Here is a 19,341-nt window from a genome sequence, read left to right as displayed (position 1 = left end):
GTCGGGGGGAGGGGAGAATGGGGGGATGACGGAGGAGCGGTTGCGGGTGGTGCTGGCCGAGGATTCGGTGGTGCTGCGGGACGGGATGGCGGAGTTGTTGGCGGTGCGCGGCTGCGAGGTGGTGGCGGCGGTGGCCACGGCGGAGGACCTGGTGGCGGCGGTCGCGGCGCACCGTCCGCAGGTGGCGGTGGTGGACGTGCGGATGCCGCCGACGCACACGGACGAGGGCGTCCGGGCGGCGTTGCGGATCCGGGAGGCGCATCCGGGGGTCGGGGTGCTGGTGTTCTCGCAGCACCTGGAGGCGTCCTGGGCGGCGCGGCTGCTGGCGGGCGGGGCGGCGGGGGTGGGGTACCTGTTGAAGGAGCGGGTGGCCCGGACCTCGGAGTTCGTGGACTCGTTGCGCCGGGTCGCGGCGGGCGGCACGGCGCTGGATCCGGAGGTGGTCGGGCACCTGATGCGGGCGCGGCGGCGCAGCGCGGTGGACGCGTTGACGCCGCGGGAGCGGGAGGTGCTGGCGTTGATGGCGGAGGGCCGTTCGAACCGGGCGGTGGCCGAGCGGCTGTCGGTGTCGGAGCGGGCGGTGGAGAAGCACGTCGCGGCGGTGTTCGCCAAGTTCGGGCTGCTGGCTTCCCCGGCGGACAACCGGCGGGTGCTGGCGGTGCTCGCGTACCTGTCCGAGACCGGCTGACGGGGACGGGCGGGGCGGGCGGGGAAGCGGGCAGGCGGGCAGCGCGGGCAGCGGTCAGAGCCGGGCGGGGAGTTCGGCGGTGACGGTGGTCGGGCCGCCCGGCGGGCTGTCGATCCGCAGGCGGCCGTCGACGGCCGCGAGGCGTTCGGCCAGTCCGGCCAGGCCGGTGCCGCCGCCGGTGCCGGAGGTGGTGGGGGCGGCGCCGCCGCGGCCGTCGTCCCGGACCGTCAGGCGGACCAGGTCGCGGGTGCCGCTGACGGTGAGTTCGGCGGTGCGGGCCGCGCTGTGCCGGCTGATGTTGGTGAGCAGTTCGGCGGCGCAGTACCAGACGGCCTGTTCGATCGCCTCGTCCGGGCGCTGCGGGAGGTCGAGGCGGAGCGTGACGGGGACGGCGCAGTCGGCGGCGAGGGCGGGCAGCGCGTCGTCGAGGCCGCCGTCGAGGCCGGGGGGTCGCAGGCCGCGGGTGAGGACGCGCAGTTCGGCGATGGTCCGGTCGGTCTGGGTGCGGGCCCGATCGACCAGGGTGCGCAGCCGGTCCGGGTCGGGGTGCGGGTCGGCGAGGGTGTCGTCGGCGAGGGCCAGGGTGAGGGCGACGGCGACCAGGCGGGCCTGGGTGCCGTCGTGCAGGTCGCGTTCGAGGCGGCGGAGCCGGTCGGTTCCGGTGCTGAGCAGGGTGTGCCGGGCGGCTTCGAGGTCGCGGACCCGCTGCTGGGTGCGGGCCGGGCCGAGCAGGTGGCGGGCGAGCCGCCGGTCGGCCTCGGCGAGCAGCCGGACGGCGGGTCCGGTGACGGCGAGCACCGCCAGGCCGAGCGGCGGGGCGAGGACGTCCAGCGGCCCGGCCGGGTGCGGGCCGTCCTCCAGCAGGCGCAGCCACAGCGGGAAGCCGAGCAGCCAGAGGGCGCCGAGCGGCAGCAGGACGGCGGCTGCGCCGAGCAGGCCGAGCGGCAGGCGCAGCAGCAGGTAGCCGAGGGTGCGCCAGGCGACGGGGTCGGTGAGCGCCGAGCGGATCGCGGCGACGACGCCCGGCGGCCGCACCGGGCGTCCGGGGTCGGGGACGTCGGTGCCGAGCAGCCGGGCGGTCAGCCGGCGGTGCGGCCGGCCCAGGGCCCTGGCCCCGGTCAGGGCGGCCGCCACCACCGGGAGTCCGACCACGGTGAGCGACAGCAGCACCCCGGCGTACAGCGCGGCCAGCGCGTACGCCCCGCCGAGGAGGGCCGGTGGCAGCCCGAGCACCGCGAAGGCCCACTCGCCGGGCCGCGCCGCCCACCACCGCTGTCGTCCTGCTGTCCCGCCCACTGCCGTCCGTCCTTCCGTCCCGCCGCTGCGGGCACCACCTTGCACCATGCCGCCGCACCCGGGCCGCGGGCTCAGGCGGGTGCGCCGGTCGCGGCGGCCACGGCCGGGCCGCGCAGGGCGACGGCCGCGGTGGCGAGGGTGGTGGGGACCGTGAGCAGGACGGCTGCGGCGGCGGTGCGGGCGCAGGTGCCGAGCGGGACCACCGGCAGGGGCGTGCCGAGGGCGGCGGTGCTGAACGCGGCAGTGGCGGCGGCGGTGACCAGGGCGCCGAGCAGCAGTCCGACGGCGCAGGTCAGGGCGGTTTCGGCGGCGACGGTGCGGAGCACCTGCGGGCGGGTCGCGCCGACCAGCCGCAGCAGGGCGAGTTCGCGGCGCCGTTCGGCGGTCAGGCCGACCAGGGTGGTGAGGGTGGCGACCGCGCCGAAGGCGGCGAGCAGGCCGAGTTCGGCCTGGCGCAGCCAGATGTCGGTGGCGGAGGTCGCCCCGTCGGGCGCGCCGGCGGCGAGGGCGGCGTGCCGGGCGGTGGCCGTCATGGTGGCCATGGTCGTGGCCAGCCCGGTGAGCAGCGCGACGGGTACCGCGGCGGCGGTCAGGCGGTGGGCGTAGCCGCGCTGGTTGGCGGCGGCCAGCCAGCCCGTGCCCGGGGCGACGGCCCGGACGGCGGCGCCGAGCAGGGCGGCGGGCAGCCGGACCACCGGCGGACCGGCCAGCGCGACGGCCGCCAGCAGGACGAGGGACCCGAGCAGGGTCGCCTGAGCGGATTTGTCGACTTCGACGGCGGGCCGGGTCGCGGCGAGCCGCAGCAGCAGCACGCCGCCCACGAGCGCGGCCGCGGCGGCGACCGGGCGCAGCGCCCCGGTCCGCGGGGCGGCACCGGTGCTGCCGGTGAGCGCGGCGGCGGGGGCGGGGCGGGTGACCCGGCGGGCGGCGGCGGTCGCGGCGGCCGTGGCCACCAGCAGGGTGACGGCGGTGGCGGCGAGCACGACCGGGGCGGTGCCGGCGATCCGGGCGTGCGGCGCGACCAGGCCCCGGTGCCGCAGACCGTCCAGGAAGGCCCGGGCGGTGACGGTCCCGAGCAGGCCGCCGGGAACGGCCACCACCAGGACGACCAACCCGGTCTGCGCCCGCAACAGCCGACGGACCTGCCGGGGCGTCGCGGCGACGGTGCGCAGCAGCGCGAGGTCCCGGTACTGGTGGCGCAACGCGAAGCCGAGCGTGTGCAGGGCCACGAAGAACGCCACCAGCACGGTGATCTCCCCGAACGCCCCGGCGATCAGCACCACCCCGGGCCCACCGGTGGCCCGCAACTCCGCCGCGGACACGCCCCGCTCGGCCCCGAGCAACGCGCCGAACGTGGTGACGGCGGCAACGGCGAGCAGCAAGGCCACGGCCAGGCCGGCGAACCCGGCTGGCCTGCGCCGGAGTTGACCCCAGGCGAGTAGGGCGGTCATGGTCCGTTCACTCCGATCGGTCGGGGGTGGTGTCGGGCTGATGAGTTGATGAGTTCGTGAGTTGATGGGGCGACAGGCTGACAGAACGACAGATCGGCTGGGCCACGAGGCAGCAGCGCAACGGCAGATCGACAGACCGGCAGGCGGCAGGCGGCAGGACGAGGGATCCACCGGGCCACCGGGCCAGTGGATCGACAGGTTGGTGTGTCGGCACGTTGGCCAGTCGGCTCGCCGGTGAGCCGATGGGTCGACAAGGCGGCAGCACAGCAAGGTCGGTCAGCCGACAGGTCGGCGGTACGTCGGCTCCGCCGGTGCGTACCGAGCGGAGTCAGCCCGGGGTGCCGGCCAGGGTGAGGGCGTGGGCGACCCGGTCGGGGGTGGGGTGGTGGAGTTCGTCGACCAGGCGGCCGTCGGCGAGGAGGAGGACGCGGTCGGCGTACGCGGCGGCGGTCGGGTCGTGGGTGACCATGACGCAGGTCTGGCCGTCGTGGTCGACGCCTCGGCGCAGCAGGGTGAGGACGTCCTGGCCGGTGGCGCGGTCGAGGGCGCCGGTGGGCTCGTCCGCGAAGAGGACGCGGGGGCGGGCGACCAGGGCGCGGGCGATGGCGACGCGTTGTTGCTGGCCGCCGGAGAGGGTGGCGGGGCGCTGGCGTTCGCAGCCGGCCAGGCCGACCCGGGCGAGGGCTTCGCGGACCTGGTGCCGTTCGGGGCGGTGTCCGGCGAGGCGGCCGGGGAGTTCGACGTTCTGGGCGGCGGTCATGGCGGGCATCAGGTTGAAGCCCTGGAAGACGAATCCGACGTTCTCCCGTCGCAGCCGGGCGAGCCGGCGTTCGGGGAGGGTGCCGATCTCGGTGTCGCCCCACCAGACGGTGCCGCGGTCGGGCCGGTCCATTCCGGCGAGGCAGTGCAGCAGGGTGGTCTTGCCCGATCCGGAGGGCCCCATCACGGCGGTGAAGGTGCCCGCCGCGAACCGGGCGCTCACGCCGCGCAGCGCGGCCACGGCCCGGTTCCCGCGCCCGTACTGCCGGTGCAGCCCGTCGGCCCGGGCCACCGTGTCCGGCGTGTCCGCCGTGCCCGCCGTGCCCGCCGTGCCCACCGGCTCTGCCGGGTCCACCGGGGCCGCTCGTTCGTTCGGTGCGTTGTCCATGTCTTCATCGTGGTCGGACCGGCCGGGCGTATCGATGGTGCCACCGCCCGTCTTCGGGGTTCGGGAAACCGCCCTGTCCCGGCCCGGCCCGGGCGCCTGAGCGCCCGGGCGCCGACGCGCTCAGCTCCGGCCCGACTTCCCGGCGCGGCGGCGGGTGACGGCCCAGGCGACTCCCGCGCCGAGCAGCGCGACGGCGCCGGCCGCGGTGGTGACCGTTCCGTATCCGCTGAGGTTGAGCGGTCCTGCGACGAGGAGGATGCCGCCGACGATCGCCAGACGCTTGATCATGTTTCTTCTCCGGTTCCGGTTTCGGGGAGTTGCTGGTGGGCTGCGGTGCCGTACGCGGCGGCGAGGGCGTGGAAGGCGGCCTTGGGCTCCCAGCCCCGGCCGAGGGGCGGGTCGCCGGGAGCGCCGGTGATCTTGACGAGGCCGTAGGAGGCGAGGTCGAGGTCGTGGCGGGGGTCGGGGTGGTGGGGGTAGTGGTAGCCGGCGAAGGTGAACCAGAAGGCGCTGTCGACGCCTTCGCCCTCGAAGGTGTGCAGCAGGTCGCGCAGGTGGGCGGCCTGTTCCTGCTCGTCGCGGAGGTAGTCGGCGTCCAGGCGCGGTGGCTGGTGCGTGCGGTCGACGATCATCCAGCCGCGTCCGCCGCGGTCGGCGGCGCCGCGGTAGGTGCAGCAGCCGAATTCGGTGACGGCGACGGGTTTGCCGTGCCGGTGCAGGGCGCCGATCCGGTCGCGGAAGGTGGCGGCGTTGTGGGCGGAGCGGTAGCCGTCGACGGCGACGTAGTCGAACGGTGTCCAGTCGACGTGCTCGAAGGGGGCGGAGGCGTAGGTGACCTTGCCGCGGAAGGACGTCCGGACGGTGTCGGCGGCCTCGGCGAGGAACGGGTCGAGGCGGGCGGGCACGCCGGCCAGCAGGTCGCGCAGTTCCGGTCCGGGGGCGGTGAACAGGGCCGTGCGGGCGAACACGTCCTCGCCGGGCAGGAATCCGTGGGCGAAGAGGCTGAGTTCGCCGCCGGCGACCAGGACGACCTCGGCGCCGTGGCGGCGGATGTCCTCGGCGCGTCGGGCGCAGTCGGCGAGGTGCGGCAGCAGCTGTTCGGGGGTCAGTTCGCTGGGGAAGGGCGAGAACCACACCTCCAGCCCGGCGTCGGCCGCGTGCTCGGCGGCCAGGGTCAGGCGTTCGGGGTCCTGGCCGGTGATCCGCACCGCCGTGCAGTGCAGGTCGTCGGCGATGACCCGCATCTCGCGGCGGACGACGGCCGGGTCGAACAGTTCGCGGGTGGGCCTGCCCGCCGGACGGGTCCCGGTGTCGTAGGTGATCCCCCTACCGCCCACGGGGCGCCTCCGGGCGGGCTGCGGCGCTGCCCGCGGCGGTCCGCAGCCGCCGTCCCCGGTACCAGAGCGACCAGCCGCCCAGCAGGACGATCGCGGCCAGTTGCACGAGGGTCGACGCGCCGGTGGCGGTGTCGACGGGCAGCAGGTAGATCAGGCAGATGCGGGCGGCGGCCTCCGTGAGCAGTCCGGCGCCCCACACGAGGCTCATCAGGGTGAAGACGCGGCGGAACGAGGGCCTGGTGCGCCACAGTTCGTCCCAGCGGGCGAGCAGTTCGGTCCGGTCGGCGTTGAGCCGGCGGACGAGGCCGTACAGGACGGGTCGGCCCAGCAGGTAGGAGCCCAGCAGCACCAGGCCGAGCGAGCCGGACACCAGGGGTTCCCGGGCCAGCAGCACCCGTGGGTCGCCGGTGAGCGCCGACAGGGCGAGCATCAGCGCGAAGGTGGCGGCGACGACCGCCCCGATCCCGTCGAGCCGGCGCCGGGTGGCCGCGACGAAGCCGACCCGGGCCAGGGCGGTCGCCCCGCCGGCGACCAGGGCGGGCCAGGCTTCGGCGCCCGCCCACCGGCAGGCGTAGTAGGCCGCGGTCGGCAACCCGATGTCCCACAGCAGCCCCCTCAGGGGTGCGCTCTTGTCCATGGCTGGAGCCTCTCTGGTCGACGACCTCCGCCTTCCGCCCACATTAGATACCGGTAGTTGCTTATTTGGGAAGCTGTGCAGATCAGGGCGGCGAATGTGAGATACTGGCGGTATCCAGCAGAGAGGATGTGGCCATGGAGGGCAACGCCGAGACCGGTCCCGGCACCCCGGGCGCGGCCGGATCAGGGGCGGCCGGATCAGGGGCGGCCGGACCGGGCGCGGCCGGATCAGGGGCGGCCAGGGCGACTCGTCGCCGGGGCGCCGCCCTGGAGCAGGCGATCCTGGAGGCGGCGATCGAGGAACTGGCCGAGGTCGGCTACCAGAACCTGACCATGGACGGCGTGGCCGCCCGCGCCGGGACCAGTAAGAACGTCATCTACCGGCGCTGGCCCGGCCGCGCGGCGCTGTGCGTCGCCGCCTACCTGAAGATGCTCCCGACCGCGCCCGAGGACGTCCCGGACACCGGCGACCTCCGCTCGGACGCGCTCCTGCTGCTGCGCCGCGTCGGTGACCGGATGTCGTCCCGGGTCGGCAGCATCCTGCGCGCCCTGCTGGCCGACTTCGAGGACGACCCCGAGCGCGTGCAGGAGATCCGGCAGCAGATCGGCCGCGCGGGCGCCGGCCCCTGGCTCACCGTCCTGGCGCGCGCCGCCGCCCGCGGCGAGGTCGGCCCCGCCGCGCTGACGCCCCGGGTCGCCACGGTGGCCGTCGACCTGCTCCGCAGCGAGTACGCGCTCAACGGACTGGCGGCCGTCCCGGAGCGCACCCTGGTCGAGATCGTGGACCAGGTCTACCTCCCCCTGGTGCGCGCACTGGGCTGACCCGGCGGCGACCAGCGGGGGGCAGCGCTGAACTGCCGCCGCTCCCGGGCCCGTTCAGCGCACCGCCCGCCGCCACCACCCGCGTCGGCGCCGCGGCCCGGCCTTCCGGGCGTCCCGGGTGCGGGGGCCGAGGACGGGGCGGAAGCCGTCGGGTGCGGCGATCGGCGCGATCCGGTCGGCCTCGGCCCGCAGTTCCACGTGCGCCTGGTGGGAGGTGGCGCGCATCGCCTCCTCGTACCCGGCCAGGGCGCCGCGCAGTGCGGACGCGCCGGTGCCGCCGCGGCGGCGCAGCGCCCGCCCGGCGAGCCCGAGCAGGGTCAGCACCGCGCCCAGCACGCCCAGCACGATCAGGTAGGGCACCATCGCACCGCTCCGTCCTCCGCACCCACCCCCCGCACGTACGCACCGCCCCAACGCCCGGCCGCCCGCCGCCGTTCCCGCACTCGGCCGCAGCCGGACGGCGGGTCAGAGTCCGAACAGTTCGGCGCAGGCGTCCAGGCCGGTGAGGCGGACCTCGGGGCGTGCGGTTGCGTCCCACTGCTCGCGGGTGAGGCGGAAGCGCAGGGTGGTGGTGGCTTCGCCCTGGCGGAGTTCGCGTTCGACGCCGTCGGGGCGGTAGCCCAGGCGGCGGGAGACCGCGACGGACGGGGCGTTGTCGGCGTAGCAGTGCGAGGTGGCGTCGGTGGCGCCGAGGCCGGCGAAGGCCAGGTGGAGCATCGCGGCGCGGGCCTCGGTGCCCAGGCCGCGGCCGTGGTACGGCAGGGCGAGCCAGGAGCCGGAGAGGACTTCGCGGCGCAGCGCGAACGCGGTGGCGCGGATGGACTGGATGCCGGCCGGTCGGCCGTCGACGAAGACCGCCAGTGGCAGGTTCCAGTCCTCGGGGCTCCAGCGGCCCTGGGCGCGCCAGTGGGACTGGAGGACGGCCCTGGCCCGTTCGGCGGGCGTGCCGTAGGCCCAGGTGGAGGCGAAGGGCCGGGTGCCGGGGGCGACCACGCCGGCGGCGGCGAGGTCGGCGAGTTCGTGCAGTTCGGGCTCGGCGGGCAGCCGGAGTTCGAGGCGGGCGGTGCGGGCGGTCAGGCCGGGCAGGGGCCAGTGGGCGGTGGGCATCGGCCCAGTGTGCCCGGGGCGGGCCGGTCGCGGGGGGTCATTTTCGGGGCACCGCGCTCCGCCGGCCCGGCCGGTCCCGGTGGGCGGCCGGCCCGGAGCGTCCGCGACGACAACTCTTCGGCGGCCCTCTGGTCATGGCCGGACGGGGCGACCACACTGTTCCTGGCATCACGTTGCACACCAGGACGCCCATCGAACGCGGGGGAACGCGCATGGACGATCAACTGGCAGCCCTGGCAGCCACCGCGGCGACGACGGTGGTCAACTCGCTCGCCACCGACGCCTGGCAGCAGGTCCGGGCACTGGTCGCACGGCTGTGGCACCACCCGGACCAGACGGCCGCCGTGGAAGGGGAACTGGAGGCCGCACGCACGCTGCTCCTCGGTCCGACCCGCGAGGAGGACGAGAGCGACCTCGTCGCCGCCTGGCGGCTGCGCTTCCGCCGGCTGCTCGCCACGGACGAGGCAGCCGCGCAGGCGCTCGCCGGGATCGTCGCCGAACTCACGGCCGGGTCGCGCCCGGAGGACCGGCCGGAAGCCGGCGTCGTGCGCCACGTGCACATGCGGGCGACGGCGAGCGACAGTGCGCAGGTGTACCAGTCCGGTGGTGACATGACCATCGGGCGTCCGTGACGCCCCGCCAGGACCCCGAGGAGACGCTCGGGAACGAGGAGGCGCTCGGGCACGGGGAGACGCTCAGGAACGAGAAGGCGCTCGGGAACGTCGAGTTGCGCGCGTGGGCCGCCGAGCGCGGCACCGTGTACCAGTCGGCGGGGAACATGGTCGTCGTCCAGGGCGGTGTGCACGAGTACTACTACCCCGGCGGCGAGGAGTCCGTCCGGACCCTCTCGCCGTCGGTCGGCGAGGAGTGCCCGTATCCCGGGCTGCGCGCGTTCGGCCGGAACGAGGCGGACTGGTTCTTCGGCCGGGAGGCCCTGGTCCACCAGGTCCTGGAGCGGCTCGAACTGTGCCTGGCCGACCGCAGCCCCCTGACCGTCGTCGCCCCCTCCGGGACCGGCAAGTCGTCGCTGCTGCAGGCCGGCGTGCTGCCGGCGCTGGCCGCCGGAAGACTGCCCGGCTCCCGGCACTGGCCGCAACTCCTGCTCACGCCCACCGCCGATCCGCTCGCGGCGCTGGCCTCGGGCCTCGGCGCGCTCACCGGAGCCGACGAGGCGCTGGTCGCCGAGGCGGTGCAGGCCGGTCCCGGCAGCCTCGGCACGCTGGTCCGCGAACACCTGCGCCTCCCCGCGCGGGGCCGGGCGGTGCTCGTCGTCGACCAGTTGGAGGAGTTGTTCACCCTCTGCCGGGACGAGTCCGCCCGCCACCGCTTCGTGGCCGCACTGGACGGACTGGCCTGCGGTCGGGACCCCGTCGTCCTGGCCGTCTACGGCCTGCGCGCGGACTTCTACGGTTCCTGCGCGGAATTCCCCCACCTCCGCGACGCCCTGGTGGACCACCAGGTCATCGTGGGCCCGATGACCGACGACGAAGTGCGCAGCGCCGTGGAGCGGCCGGCCCTGCGCAGCGGTCTGTCGGTCGGCCGGGAACTGGTCGGCACCGTCCTCCGCGACCTGCGCGGCTCGGCCCGGCAGGAGGGGGGCGGGTACGAGGCGGGCCGGCTGCCGCTGCTCGCCCACGCCCTGCGGGCGACCTGGCTGGAGCGCAGGGGCGACGCCCTGACCGTCGACAGCTACCGCGACACCGGGGGCATCGACGGCGCCGTGGCGGCCACCGCCGAGAACGAGTTCGGGAAACTGTCCCCGTCCGAGCGGCAGACCGCCCGGCTGCTGTTCCTGGGCCTGGTCAGGATCGGCGAGAACGGCGAGGTCACCCGCCGCCGCCGCACCCGCGCCGATCTGCTGCTGGCCGCCGCCGACCCGCAGGCCGTCCCCGCCATCACCGAACGGTTCACCCGTGCCCGCCTCCTCACCCAGGGCGCGGAGCGGGAGAACGGCGCCGTCACGGTCGAGGTCACCCACGAGGCGCTGCTGTGGGCCTGGCCCCGGCTGCGCCAGGACTGGATCGGGGCGGGCAAGAGCGGCATCGCGATCCGGCAGGAACTGGAGGAGGCGGCCCTCGTCTGGGAGCGCGGCGGCCGGAAGGACACCTCGGCCCTGCACCGCGGGACCAAGCTCGAGCTGGCCCGCACCTGGGAGGCGGACGCGAGTCCCGAGGACCTCACTCCCCTGGTCACGGCCTTCCTGGCCGCCTCCCACCGCCACCGGCGCCGGGGCCGGCGGATCCGCAGCGGTGCGGTGGCCTCCGTCACGGTGCTGGCCCTGCTGGCCTCGGTGCTGGCCGTGTTCGCGTTCGAGCAGAGCCGCAACGCCCTGGAGCAGCGCAACAACGCGATCTTCGACCGGGTCACCGCCGAGGCGGACCGCCAGCGCCCGACCAACGGCACGCTCGCCGCGCAGCTCGACCTCGTCGCCTACCGGATGCGGCCGACGCCGGCCCTGCGCACGCAGCTGATGACGGAGGCCGGCGCGGTGCTGCCCACGGCCCTGCCGGGCTTCCCGGGCAACGTGTACTCCCTCGCTTTCGGCCCCGCCGGCCAACTCGCCACCGGGACGGGGAAGTCGCAGGTCTGGGACACCTCCGACCCGGCCCGCCCGGTCCCGCTGGTGCCGGCGCTCGGCGACGGGGACGTCCTCGCGCAGTCGGTCGCCTACAGCTCGCAGGGCGCTCTGCTGGCCCGGGGCGGCGCGGACGGCAGCCTACGGGTCTTCGACGTCTCCGACGCCAGGCATCCGGTGGCGCTGTCGGACTCGGTCCAGGCGTCGAAGGGCGCGGTGACGAGCCTGAAGTTCAGCCCCGACAACCGAACGCTGGCCTTCAGCGCCTTCACCGACACCACCGGCGACCAGACCGGCAGCGTGCAGCTGTGGAGCGTCGCCGACCCGAGGCACCCGAGCCTGCTGGGCACCGTGCCGCCCGTCCGCGGGCAGGCCCTCATGTCCGTCGCCTTCAGCCCGGACGGCGCCGTGCTGGCCGTCAGCGGCAGCACCGCCGCGGGCAGCTCCCGCCGCACCGGGCTGCTGCAGTTGTGGGACGTGTCGGATCCGGCCCGGCCGGCCGTGTTCGGCAGCCCGCTGACCGGGCACACCGACTCGGTCAACCAGGTGGCGTTCGGCCCCGACAAGCGGGTGATGGCCAGCGCCGGATCCGACAGCAGGGTGCTGGTCTGGGACGTGTCCGACCCGCGGCAGCCGAAGGTCAGCTCCACGCTCTCCCTCGGCGCCGCGGCCGACTCGGTCGCCTTCAGCCCGGATGCGCGGCTGCTCGCCACCGCGGACCAGTCCGGGAACGTCAGCCTCTGGAACGTCGGTTCGCCGTCGCAGGCCAGGGCGATCGGGCCGCCGTTGCGCGGGCACACCTCCATGGTCGGCGCCCTGGCGTTCGACTCCACCGGGCGCACGCTCGCCAGCGGCGGCGGGGACGGCCGGGTGCTGCTCTGGCGGCTGCCGCCGACGCTCGCGGTCGCGGGCGGCGGGCAGTCGGTCAACGCGGTGGCGGTGACCGGCGACGGCCGGTTGCTGGCGGCGGCTTCCGGTACCCGGGTCACCCTGTGGGACGTCTCCGACCCGACCCGCGTCACCCCGCTCGGTGCGCTGCCCCCGTTCGACGTCACCGTGAACGCGGTGGCCTTCCGGCCCGGGTCCTCCGGGGCGACCGTCCTGGCCACCGGCGCCGGCAGCATGATCGGCGGTGGCGACAACGGTGCGGTGCAGCTCTGGGACGTGTCGGCGCCGGCCCGCCCGGTCGCCGTCGGCCCGGCGCTGCCCGGGGAACTGCAACCGGTCTTCACGCTCGCCTTCGACGCCGACGGACGCACCCTGACCGCGTCCTCCATGTTCAGCCAGGGGGCGTACTCGGGCGGGCTGCACGCCTGGGACGTCTCGGATCCGGGCCGTCCCGCCGCGCTCGGCGGCGAGTTGGACGACCGCCGGATGCCGATCAGGGGCCTGGCTGCCGCACCCGGCGGCGGATACCTCTTCGCCGCGAACATGTTCGGCCGCCTCCAGGTGTGGCGGACGGGCAGCAAGGCCGTTCCCGCCCCGGTCAGCGGGCTGAACACCGGCCAACCCGTCTGGTCCGTGGGCGTCAGCCCGAACGCCCGGCTGATCGCGACCGGCGGCACGGACAGCAAGGTCCGGCTGTGGGACGTCTCCAAGCCGCAGGCACCCACGGTCCTCGGGGAGCCGCTGACCACCGGGGGCGCCGTGACCAGCGTCGGTTTCACCCCGGACGGGGCCCTGCTGGCGAGCGGCGACACCCTCGGCCAGATCCGCCTCTGGGACCTCGCCGACCCGGCCCGCGCCACCGCCTACGGGCTGCCGCTCACCGGCCACAACGGCACGGTCTGGACGCTGTGGTTCAGCTCGCAGGGCGAGATGATCACCGGCGGTGACGACGGAACGGTACGGCTCTGGCAGACCGATCCCTCCCGCGTCCACGGGATCCTGTGCGCGTCCACCCGCACCGCCATGACCCCTTCCCTCTGGAAGGAGTACGTGTCACCCGCTCTCCCCTACGACCCGCCCTGCGGCGGGTGACCCGGCGTCACGTCGCGGGCGCAGGAGTGCCGCCCGCCGCCGGCCGGGCGGGCCGACGCACCGTCACGGCGGGAGCGGCCCGCACCGGACCCGGTTACCGGTCAGGAACTTGACAACTTTTCTGGTCTGAACCAATGTGGCGACCGGAGCGACCGCGGCGCCTTCCGGCGCCGCCCTTCCCCGTCGCCCCGCGCCTTCCGCCGGCCCCGCTGCGGGGTCCGTCCGCGCCCGGCCGCCCTTTCCCCGGCCCCGGGCGCGTTCCCGTTCCCCCTGCTCTCCCCGTGCCCCCCTGTTCCCGCTCCCGCTCCCGCTCCACCCCGTTCCCCCCGTTCCACCCCGTCCGGCGTTCGCCGTCCGCCTCCCGCGTTCTCCCGCGTTCTCCCCAGGAGGGGCTGTTCCCCGATGTTCGCACCGTCCCGCCGCGCCCGACTGTTCCGGTCCGCGAGCGACCGCCCGTACTTCAGCAGCGACGGCGAGTCCTACCTCGCCCAGCACACCCTGCGCGAGCTGACCAAGTCCCGTCCGCTGCGGGTGCTGTCCGAGGAGGACTTCGCGCACTGGCAGACCTACGGCTACGTGGTCGTCCGCGAGGCGGTGCCGGCCGAGCACGCCCGCCGGATGCTCGACTTCGCCTGGCAGTTCCAGGGGTTGGACCCGCGCGACCCGGCCGGCTGGTTCGCCGACCGGCCGTTCCGCTCCGACCTGGAGCAGCAGTTGCACGTCTACGGCTTCGTCGAGGCGTACCACCACCAGCTGCTCTGGGACAGCCGGCAGGACCAGCGGGTCTACGACGCCTTCGTGGACGTCTGGGACTGCGAGGAGTTGTGGGTCACCCTGGACCGGCTCAACCTCAACCCGCCCAACCGGGGCTCCCGGGACCGGGCGCTGGTCGACCCCGCCGACCGCGGCCCGGACGTCCGGCTGCACTGGGACATCGACACCTCCCTGGGCGTGCCGCCGCAGCGGGTGCAGGGCATCATCGCGCTCAACGAGACCGCCCCGGAGACCGGCGGCTTCCACTGCAGTCCGGAGCTGTTCCGGCGCTTCGACGCGTGGCGGCTCGCCCAGCCGGCCGACCGCGACCCGCTCCGTCCGGACTTCGACCGGGCCGAACTGCCGGTGGTGCGCCCCGAGTTGCACCCCGGCGACCTGCTGATCTGGAACGGGCTGCTGGCGCACGGCGTCGCCCGCAACCTGTCCGAGCAGGGCGTGCGCGCCGTGCAGTACCTGTCGATGATGCCCGCGCTGGAGGAGCACGAGCAGCTGCGCAGGTCCCGGGTCGACTCCTGGCGGCACCTGCACACCCCGCGCTGGAACCGCACCCTGGTCGGCGACCCGGTGCTGCACGAGTCCAAGCGCTACTCGACCGCGCGGCTGAACGAGCTCGGCGGCAGGCTGCTCGGCCTCAGCTCCTGGTACGAGCCGGTCGACCTGGCCGGGCAGGCCGCCGGTTGGACCGGCCGGTGCGCCGCGTCCGCCTGACCGCCCGCCTCTGCCCGCTCCCCCGCTACTCCTTGCCGGGCAGCGCCAGGGCCAGTGACTCCAGTGCGCCCAGCGGGTCGGGCCCGACCGGGGCGAGGACGACGCCGGTGGCCCCGGCCGCGTGCCGGGCGGCGATCGCGGCCCGGGCCTGCTCGGGCGTGCCGGTGACGGCGAGCGCGCGGACCCACTCCGCGGGCATGGTGCGGGCGAACTCCTCGCCGTCGGCGCTGGCGGCCCGGTGGGCGCGGAACTCGGCGGCGAACGGCAGCGGGTCGATGTGCGGGGCCCAGTCGGGCTCGCCGATCGCGGCCAGCCCGGCCCGGACCCGTTCGACCGCGGCGTCCCCGTCCCGGTCGACGGCGGCGACGTCGTACGTGACCACCTGGGCGTCGGTGCGGCCCAGGTGGCCGAGCGAGGCGGTGATGTAGGCGGGCGGGGCGGGTTCGGCGAGCAGCAGCCCGTCGGCGCTCTCCCCGGCGACGGCCTGCGACCTGGGGCCGCGCACGCCCAGCACGACGGGCGGCACCACGTCGGGGGTCTCGGTGAGCCGGACGCCCGCGCAGCGCACGTACCGGCCGTCGGCCGGGCCGTCCTCGCCGCGCAGCAGGGCGCGCAGCGCGGTGGTGTACTCGCGCAGCAGGGTGAGCGGGCTGGCGGGCCAGGCGCCGCCGGCCTGCTCCATCCAGTCGCGCATGCCGTGGCCGACGCCCGCGGTGAGGCGGCCGGGGTGGAGCTGGGCGAGGGTGGCGAGTTCCATCGCGGCGAAGCAGACGTTGCGGGCGCCGGCGGGCAGGATGCCGATGCCGACGGTGATCCGCTCGGTGGCGGCGAGCACGCTGCCGGCCTGGGCGATGCCGCCGCGCCAGCCGAGGTCCTCGACCACCCACAGCTCGTCGAAGCCCGCCTGCTCGGCGCGGCGCGCGTAGGGGAGGAGCTGCCGCACGGGCAGGTCGCGGGGCAGCATCACGCCGACCCGGCCGGGCAGCTGGTTCGACTCGGTCATCGGGTGCTCCTTCGGGGTGCGCGGGGCCTCCCGCACGAGGACCCGGAGCAGCTCATAAGATCATCAACCACCGGGTCGCGTCGAGGGCCGCCGCCCCCGCTGTCGCCCCGCCGGCCCGTCAGCCCGCCGCCGCGGCCCGCTCCTTCTCCCCCGCGGCCGCCGGGTGGTCGGCCACGGCCACCGGCCCGCGCCGGTCCACCGCCCAGGAGAGCGCGGCGATCACGAACCCGAGCAGCGACAGGCCCGCCCCGACCAGCGAGGGCGAGGTCAGCCCGTACCCGGCGGACAGCGCCAGGCCGCCGAGCCAGGCGCCCATCGCGTTGGCCAGGTTGAACGCGCCCTGCACGGTCGCGGACGCCAGCGTCGGCGCGGTGCGCGCCTTGCGGATCACCAGCGTCTGCACGGTCGGGACGGTGGCGAAGCCCGCCATGCCGATCAGCACCACCGTCGCGGCGGCCGACCAGCGGGCGTGCGCGGTGAGCGCGAACAGGCCGAGCGCGCCCGCCATCGCCAGGAACGCCGCGCAGATCGACGGGCGCAGCGCCCGGTCGGCCGCGTAGCCGCCGACCACGTTGCCGATCGTCATGCCGACGCCGAACAGCGCCAGCACCAGGGTGACCGAGCCCTCGGCGAACCCGGCGACGTCGGTGAGCGCGGGGGTGATGTAGGTGTAGCAGGCGAACAGTCCGGCGCAGCCGAACACCACGGTGGCCAGCGCCAGCCAGAGCTGTCCGCTGCGGAAGGTGGCGAGTTCGCTGCGCAGGCCCGCGCCGGGGTGGCTGGGCAGCGGCGGCACCAGGCGGGCGATGGCGGCGGCGCCGAGCAGGCCGATCGCCACCACCACGAGCATCGCGGCCCGCCAGCCGAGGTGCTGGCCGAGCAGGGTGGCGGCGGGCACTCCGAGGATGTTCGCCACCGTCAGGCCGGAGAACATCACCGACACCGCCCGGGCCCGCAGGTGCGGGGCGACCAGTTCGGCGGCGGCGACCGCCCCGGCCCCGAAGAACGCGCCGTGCGGCAGCCCGGTGATCAGCCGGGCCACCGCCAGGAAGGCGAAGTTCGGCGCGATCGCGCACAGCAGGTTCCCGACCGTGAACAGCCCTGCCAGTCCGATCAGCACCGTCTTGCGCGGCAGCTTCGCGGCCACTGCGGTCAGCAGCGGCGCCCCGATCACCACCCCTAGCGCGTACAGCGAGATCAGCCAGCCCGCCTGCGGGATCGTCCGGTCCAGCCCGTCGGCGATCTGCGGCAGCAGCCCCATCGCGGAGAACTCGGTGGTACCGATGGCGAACGCGGTCACGGCGAGGGCGACGAGCGCCAGGGGCATGCGGGTACTCCAGCCGACAACGGGGGACGGCGAACCGCCCGAACGACGCACCGACCGGGCCGCCAACCCCAATGTCAACGTTGTCAGTACGCTCCGAATCCTACCCGCCCGGCCGGGCCCCCTCGGCCGGGCCCCTCGGCCGGGCGGCCAGCCGGACGGCCGGAGCGGCGGTCAGACGGGAGGTCAGACGGGCGGCAGCAGGTCGCTCCCGCTGACGGTGTACGCGAGCGGGGGGTAGCGGAAGTCCGTCTCCTCGTTCTCGCGGCGCCGCATCCGGTAGAACGCGCGCTGCTGCTCCTCGGAGGCCGCCATCAGCTCCTCCCCCTGCGGGAGGTGCGGCCGCCCGTCGCGAAAGCGCAGGTGCGTCCCCGACGTCCGGAAGGTCACCCCCAGCCACTCGTTGTCCACCGCCCGGGCCGGGCCGTCCAGCAGGATGCGGTGCTTGAACCGCCGGTTCGCCGCGACGGAGAACACCACGACGCCCTGGTGGACGAGCGGGATCTCGAAGCCCCCGCCCGGGTCCCCCTTCGGCGCGAAGGCCAGCGTCCGCGGCGGGCCCGCGTCGGGGTCGCGGTAGCAGGAGAAGAGCGCGATGGACGACCCCTCGGCCAGATCGAGGGCCAGGTCGGAGTGGGCGCCCATGGTGGTGCAGGCGTTCGTGTAGACCTCGACCAGCGCGTTGTCGAACCGGGCCGGGAGCGCCGCGTGCTCCTCGATCCGCCGCGCCAGCCGCTCGTGCACCGCCCGGAACCGCTGCGCCGGGTTCTCGTACCGGGCGGTGGTGCGCACCAGCGGCACCTCGCCCGCCGGGCCGGTCCTGGTGAGCACGGCGGCCCGGCGGCCCTTCCCCGCCGCCTCCCAGCGGACCGACTCGAACAGCTCGGCGAAGGGGTTCGGCCCGGCCGGCAGGGCGTGCGCGCGGATGCCGTCGGCGGCGCTAGGCCCGGGGAGCAACGTAGTCCCCCTCGTTCATGCTGAACGGGAACTCCCGGCCGTAGCCCGCGAAGGACGGGCTCCGGTTCTCCTCCGCGTACAGCCGGCGCAGCTCGTCCAGGCCGTCCGGGGTGGGCGGCTCCAGCCCGACCGGCCCGTCGGCCGTCTTGAGGAAGGTGCGGCCGTCCCGGTGGACGGCTTCGGCGTCCGAGCAGCGCACCACGTACCCCAGCCGGGTCGGGAGCAGTTCGGCGGCCGGCGCCGGGGGCCGGATCTCGTGCGTGTACAGGCGGTTGGTGGAGAGCGGCACCAGCAGCACGGAGCCGGGGTGGAGCGTCACCGTGAAGTGCGGCGGGAGCCCGGCCGCGTCGGACTCCGCGGTCCGCTCCTTGAGCCGGAAGCGCAGCCCGGTCAGCCCGCTGACGCCCCGCACGCCGCGGTCGAAGGCGTCCGCGTCCAGCGGCTGCAGCCCGTCGAGCCGGTCGTAGAAGGTGCAGAAGGCCATGATGCCGTCGGCGGGCATGTCCTTGGTCTTGTCGGCGTGGGCCGAGATCCTGGCCTTGGACTGCTTGCGCTCCGCCGTGGCCGGGGTGTTGTGGTACACCTGCGCGAGCACGTGGTTCAGCGGCGCCTGGCCCCGGAAGACCGCGGCGGCCTCCCGGTTCAGGGCCTCGACGATGTGCGTGTCGGTGGGGCGGAAGCCCTCGGTCGGCCCCGAGAAGTTGGTGGAGCAGCGGAGCAGGCGGAAGTGCAGGTCGTCGCCGTCCCGCACGACGGGCGTCAGGTAGATCCCGCTGCGGTGGGCCGTCCCCGGCTTGGTGGACTCCGTCAGGGACTGGAACGCGTGCTCGGCCAGGATCCGCCCGAAGTGGTCGGCCTCCGGCTCGAAGAAACGGGGGTAGTACACGCCGACCCCGTGCACCCGCAACGGCACCCGCCCCGGACCGACCCCGGTCCACGACGCGCCCGCGCCCTCGCCCGCGCCCGCGCCCGGGGGACGGCCCGCCGGGACCTCCCCGACGACCAGCACCCGGGCCGCCGCGTCCAGCCGGCGGGCGGCCGCCTCGGACACCTCGCCGCACAGGTAGACCGTCCGGCCCGCGAGGTCGAACCCCCCGGAGCCGAGCTCCTCCGGCGTGATCACCGCCCCGAAGAACCCACGCCCCAGCTCCCCGTCCCGCACCTCCTCCGGCCCGACCAGAACGTTCCCCGACTCGTCGAGCCGCGCCCCCGCCGCCCCCACCACGTCCGTCACCCGAACCCCCGCACCGCTCGCCGACTCCTGACCACCCGCCCCGCACCACGGACCGGACCCGCAGGCTACCCGCTCACCGCTCCCGCTCGCCCGTCGCCCCGGCCCACCCCTTCCTGACCTCCCTTCAGCCCGTCGCCAGCACCCGGATCCGCCGCACTTCGGCTGCCACGCCCTTCGCCTCGGCCGCCCCCACCCGACCTGACCTCCCATCAATCCGTCGCCAGCGCCGTCTCTCCCCCCTTCACCTCCCCCCGCCCTCTCCCGACCACCCCTCAGCCCGTCGCCAGCACCCGGATCCGCCG

17 protein-coding genes are annotated in these 19,341 nt (G+C 75.6%); 5 read left to right on the top strand and 12 right to left on the bottom strand.

Going from position 1 to position 19,341, the window contains the following annotated elements; translation table 11 throughout:
• The first annotated feature begins 25 nt into the window (after positions 1–25).
• Entirely contained in the window at positions 26–688 is a 663-nt protein-coding gene (locus IH44_RS0133715; protein WP_030463615.1) for a response regulator transcription factor, read from the top strand.
• A gap of 54 nt (positions 689–742) precedes the next feature.
• Here the strand turns inward: IH44_RS0133715 and IH44_RS0133710 are convergent, their stop codons facing one another.
• From IH44_RS0133710 to IH44_RS0133685, 6 genes are all read right to left on the bottom strand, one after another.
• Positions 743–1,984: a sensor histidine kinase gene (locus IH44_RS0133710; protein WP_030463614.1), complete on the bottom strand. Its 1,242-nt coding sequence runs from the start codon at positions 1,982–1,984 to the stop codon at positions 743–745.
• A 71-nt stretch (positions 1,985–2,055) separates the two neighbouring features.
• Complete coding sequence (locus tag IH44_RS0133705) at positions 2,056–3,435, bottom strand: FtsX-like permease family protein (protein WP_030463613.1); 1,380 nt, start codon at positions 3,433–3,435, stop codon at positions 2,056–2,058.
• Between the two features lie 328 nt (positions 3,436–3,763).
• Positions 3,764–4,582: an ABC transporter ATP-binding protein gene (locus tag IH44_RS0133700; protein ID WP_081967296.1), complete on the bottom strand. Its 819-nt coding sequence runs from the start codon at positions 4,580–4,582 to the stop codon at positions 3,764–3,766.
• 120 nt (positions 4,583–4,702) lie between these two features.
• Positions 4,703–4,870, bottom strand: a complete 168-nt coding sequence (locus IH44_RS46905; protein ID WP_157852554.1) for a hypothetical protein — start codon at positions 4,868–4,870, stop codon at positions 4,703–4,705.
• Complete coding sequence (locus IH44_RS0133690) at positions 4,867–5,919, bottom strand: hypothetical protein (RefSeq protein WP_051817863.1); 1,053 nt, start codon at positions 5,917–5,919, stop codon at positions 4,867–4,869. Before IH44_RS0133690 ends, IH44_RS46905 begins: the two co-directional genes overlap by 4 nt.
• Positions 5,909–6,556: a VC0807 family protein gene (locus tag IH44_RS0133685; protein WP_051817860.1), complete on the bottom strand. Its 648-nt coding sequence runs from the start codon at positions 6,554–6,556 to the stop codon at positions 5,909–5,911. The genes IH44_RS0133690 and IH44_RS0133685 overlap by 11 nt, the downstream gene beginning before the upstream one ends.
• A 134-nt stretch (positions 6,557–6,690) precedes the next feature.
• Between IH44_RS0133685 and IH44_RS0133680 the strand changes: the two genes are divergently transcribed.
• The gene (locus IH44_RS0133680; RefSeq protein WP_081967295.1) at positions 6,691–7,377 is read left to right on the top strand and encodes a TetR/AcrR family transcriptional regulator; all 687 of its coding nucleotides are present in this window, start codon (positions 6,691–6,693) and stop codon (positions 7,375–7,377) included.
• Positions 7,378–7,431: 54 nt separating this feature from the next.
• On the opposite strand, the gene IH44_RS0133675 is transcribed toward IH44_RS0133680, so the two are convergent.
• Positions 7,432–7,740, bottom strand: coding sequence for a hypothetical protein (locus IH44_RS0133675; protein WP_035957224.1), 309 nt, complete (start codon positions 7,738–7,740; stop codon positions 7,432–7,434).
• A 102-nt stretch (positions 7,741–7,842) separates the two neighbouring features.
• Positions 7,843–8,484 carry a GNAT family N-acetyltransferase gene (locus tag IH44_RS0133670; RefSeq protein ID WP_030463607.1) on the bottom strand — a complete coding sequence of 214 codons (642 nt, stop codon included), beginning with the start codon at positions 8,482–8,484 and terminating at the stop codon, positions 7,843–7,845.
• 212 nt (positions 8,485–8,696) lie between these two features.
• Here IH44_RS0133670 and IH44_RS0133665 point away from each other — a divergent pair, with 212 nt between their 5' ends.
• The 3 genes from IH44_RS0133665 to IH44_RS0133655 all read left to right on the top strand — a co-directional run bounded on the left by IH44_RS0133665 (position 8,697) and on the right by IH44_RS0133655 (position 14,521).
• Positions 8,697–9,116: a hypothetical protein gene (locus IH44_RS0133665; protein WP_030463606.1), complete on the top strand. Its 420-nt coding sequence runs from the start codon at positions 8,697–8,699 to the stop codon at positions 9,114–9,116.
• Positions 9,113–13,039: a hypothetical protein gene (locus IH44_RS0133660; RefSeq protein WP_030463605.1), complete on the top strand. Its 3,927-nt coding sequence runs from the start codon at positions 9,113–9,115 to the stop codon at positions 13,037–13,039. Before IH44_RS0133665 ends, IH44_RS0133660 begins: the two co-directional genes overlap by 4 nt.
• A 402-nt stretch (positions 13,040–13,441) precedes the next feature.
• Complete coding sequence (locus IH44_RS0133655) at positions 13,442–14,521, top strand: phytanoyl-CoA dioxygenase family protein (RefSeq protein ID WP_030463604.1); 1,080 nt, start codon at positions 13,442–13,444, stop codon at positions 14,519–14,521.
• 25 nt (positions 14,522–14,546) lie between these two features.
• Here the strand turns inward: IH44_RS0133655 and IH44_RS0133650 are convergent, their stop codons facing one another.
• The 4 genes from IH44_RS0133650 to IH44_RS0133635 all read right to left on the bottom strand — a co-directional run bounded on the left by IH44_RS0133650 (position 14,547) and on the right by IH44_RS0133635 (position 19,039).
• Positions 14,547–15,524 (bottom strand): LLM class flavin-dependent oxidoreductase, encoded by a 978-nt coding sequence (locus IH44_RS0133650; protein ID WP_030463603.1) that lies wholly within the window; start codon positions 15,522–15,524, stop codon positions 14,547–14,549.
• A gap of 118 nt (positions 15,525–15,642) precedes the next feature.
• Positions 15,643–16,851 (bottom strand): MFS transporter, encoded by a 1,209-nt coding sequence (locus tag IH44_RS0133645; protein WP_030463602.1) that lies wholly within the window; start codon positions 16,849–16,851, stop codon positions 15,643–15,645.
• Positions 16,852–17,034: 183 nt separating this feature from the next.
• Entirely contained in the window at positions 17,035–17,805 is a 771-nt protein-coding gene (locus IH44_RS0133640; RefSeq protein ID WP_030463601.1) for a hypothetical protein, read from the bottom strand.
• Complete coding sequence (locus IH44_RS0133635; RefSeq protein ID WP_035957223.1) at positions 17,789–19,039, bottom strand: hypothetical protein; 1,251 nt, start codon at positions 19,037–19,039, stop codon at positions 17,789–17,791. Before IH44_RS0133635 ends, IH44_RS0133640 begins: the two co-directional genes overlap by 17 nt.
• Positions 19,040–19,341: the final 302 nt, after the last annotated feature.

It is taken from the genome of Kitasatospora sp. NRRL B-11411, assembly GCF_000721345.1.
Classification (GTDB): domain Bacteria; phylum Actinomycetota; class Actinomycetes; order Streptomycetales; family Streptomycetaceae; genus Kitasatospora; species Kitasatospora cineracea.
This window is presented reverse-complemented; position numbering and strand designations above follow the sequence as displayed.

What these genes read in the sequence shown, in the direction of transcription:
- IH44_RS0133715 (WP_030463615.1), top strand. Translation starts at nt 26, where the DNA reads ATGACGGAGGAGCGGTTGCGGGTGGTGCTGGCCGAGGATTCGGTGGTG.
- IH44_RS0133705 (WP_030463613.1), bottom strand. Translation starts at nt 3,435, where the DNA reads ATGACCGCCCTACTCGCCTGGGGTCAACTCCGGCGCAGGCCAGCCGGG.
- IH44_RS0133700 (WP_081967296.1), bottom strand. Translation starts at nt 4,582, where the DNA reads ATGGACAACGCACCGAACGAACGAGCGGCCCCGGTGGACCCGGCAGAG.
- IH44_RS46905 (WP_157852554.1), bottom strand. Translation starts at nt 4,870, where the DNA reads ATGATCAAGCGTCTGGCGATCGTCGGCGGCATCCTCCTCGTCGCAGGA.
- IH44_RS0133685 (WP_051817860.1), bottom strand. Translation starts at nt 6,556, where the DNA reads ATGGACAAGAGCGCACCCCTGAGGGGGCTGCTGTGGGACATCGGGTTG.
- IH44_RS0133680 (WP_081967295.1), top strand. Translation starts at nt 6,691, where the DNA reads ATGGAGGGCAACGCCGAGACCGGTCCCGGCACCCCGGGCGCGGCCGGA.
- IH44_RS0133675 (WP_035957224.1), bottom strand. Translation starts at nt 7,740, where the DNA reads ATGGTGCCCTACCTGATCGTGCTGGGCGTGCTGGGCGCGGTGCTGACC.
- IH44_RS0133670 (WP_030463607.1), bottom strand. Translation starts at nt 8,484, where the DNA reads ATGCCCACCGCCCACTGGCCCCTGCCCGGCCTGACCGCCCGCACCGCC.
- IH44_RS0133665 (WP_030463606.1), top strand. Translation starts at nt 8,697, where the DNA reads ATGGACGATCAACTGGCAGCCCTGGCAGCCACCGCGGCGACGACGGTG.
- IH44_RS0133655 (WP_030463604.1), top strand. Translation starts at nt 13,442, where the DNA reads ATGTTCGCACCGTCCCGCCGCGCCCGACTGTTCCGGTCCGCGAGCGAC.
- IH44_RS0133650 (WP_030463603.1), bottom strand. Translation starts at nt 15,524, where the DNA reads ATGACCGAGTCGAACCAGCTGCCCGGCCGGGTCGGCGTGATGCTGCCC.
- IH44_RS0133645 (WP_030463602.1), bottom strand. Translation starts at nt 16,851, where the DNA reads ATGCCCCTGGCGCTCGTCGCCCTCGCCGTGACCGCGTTCGCCATCGGT.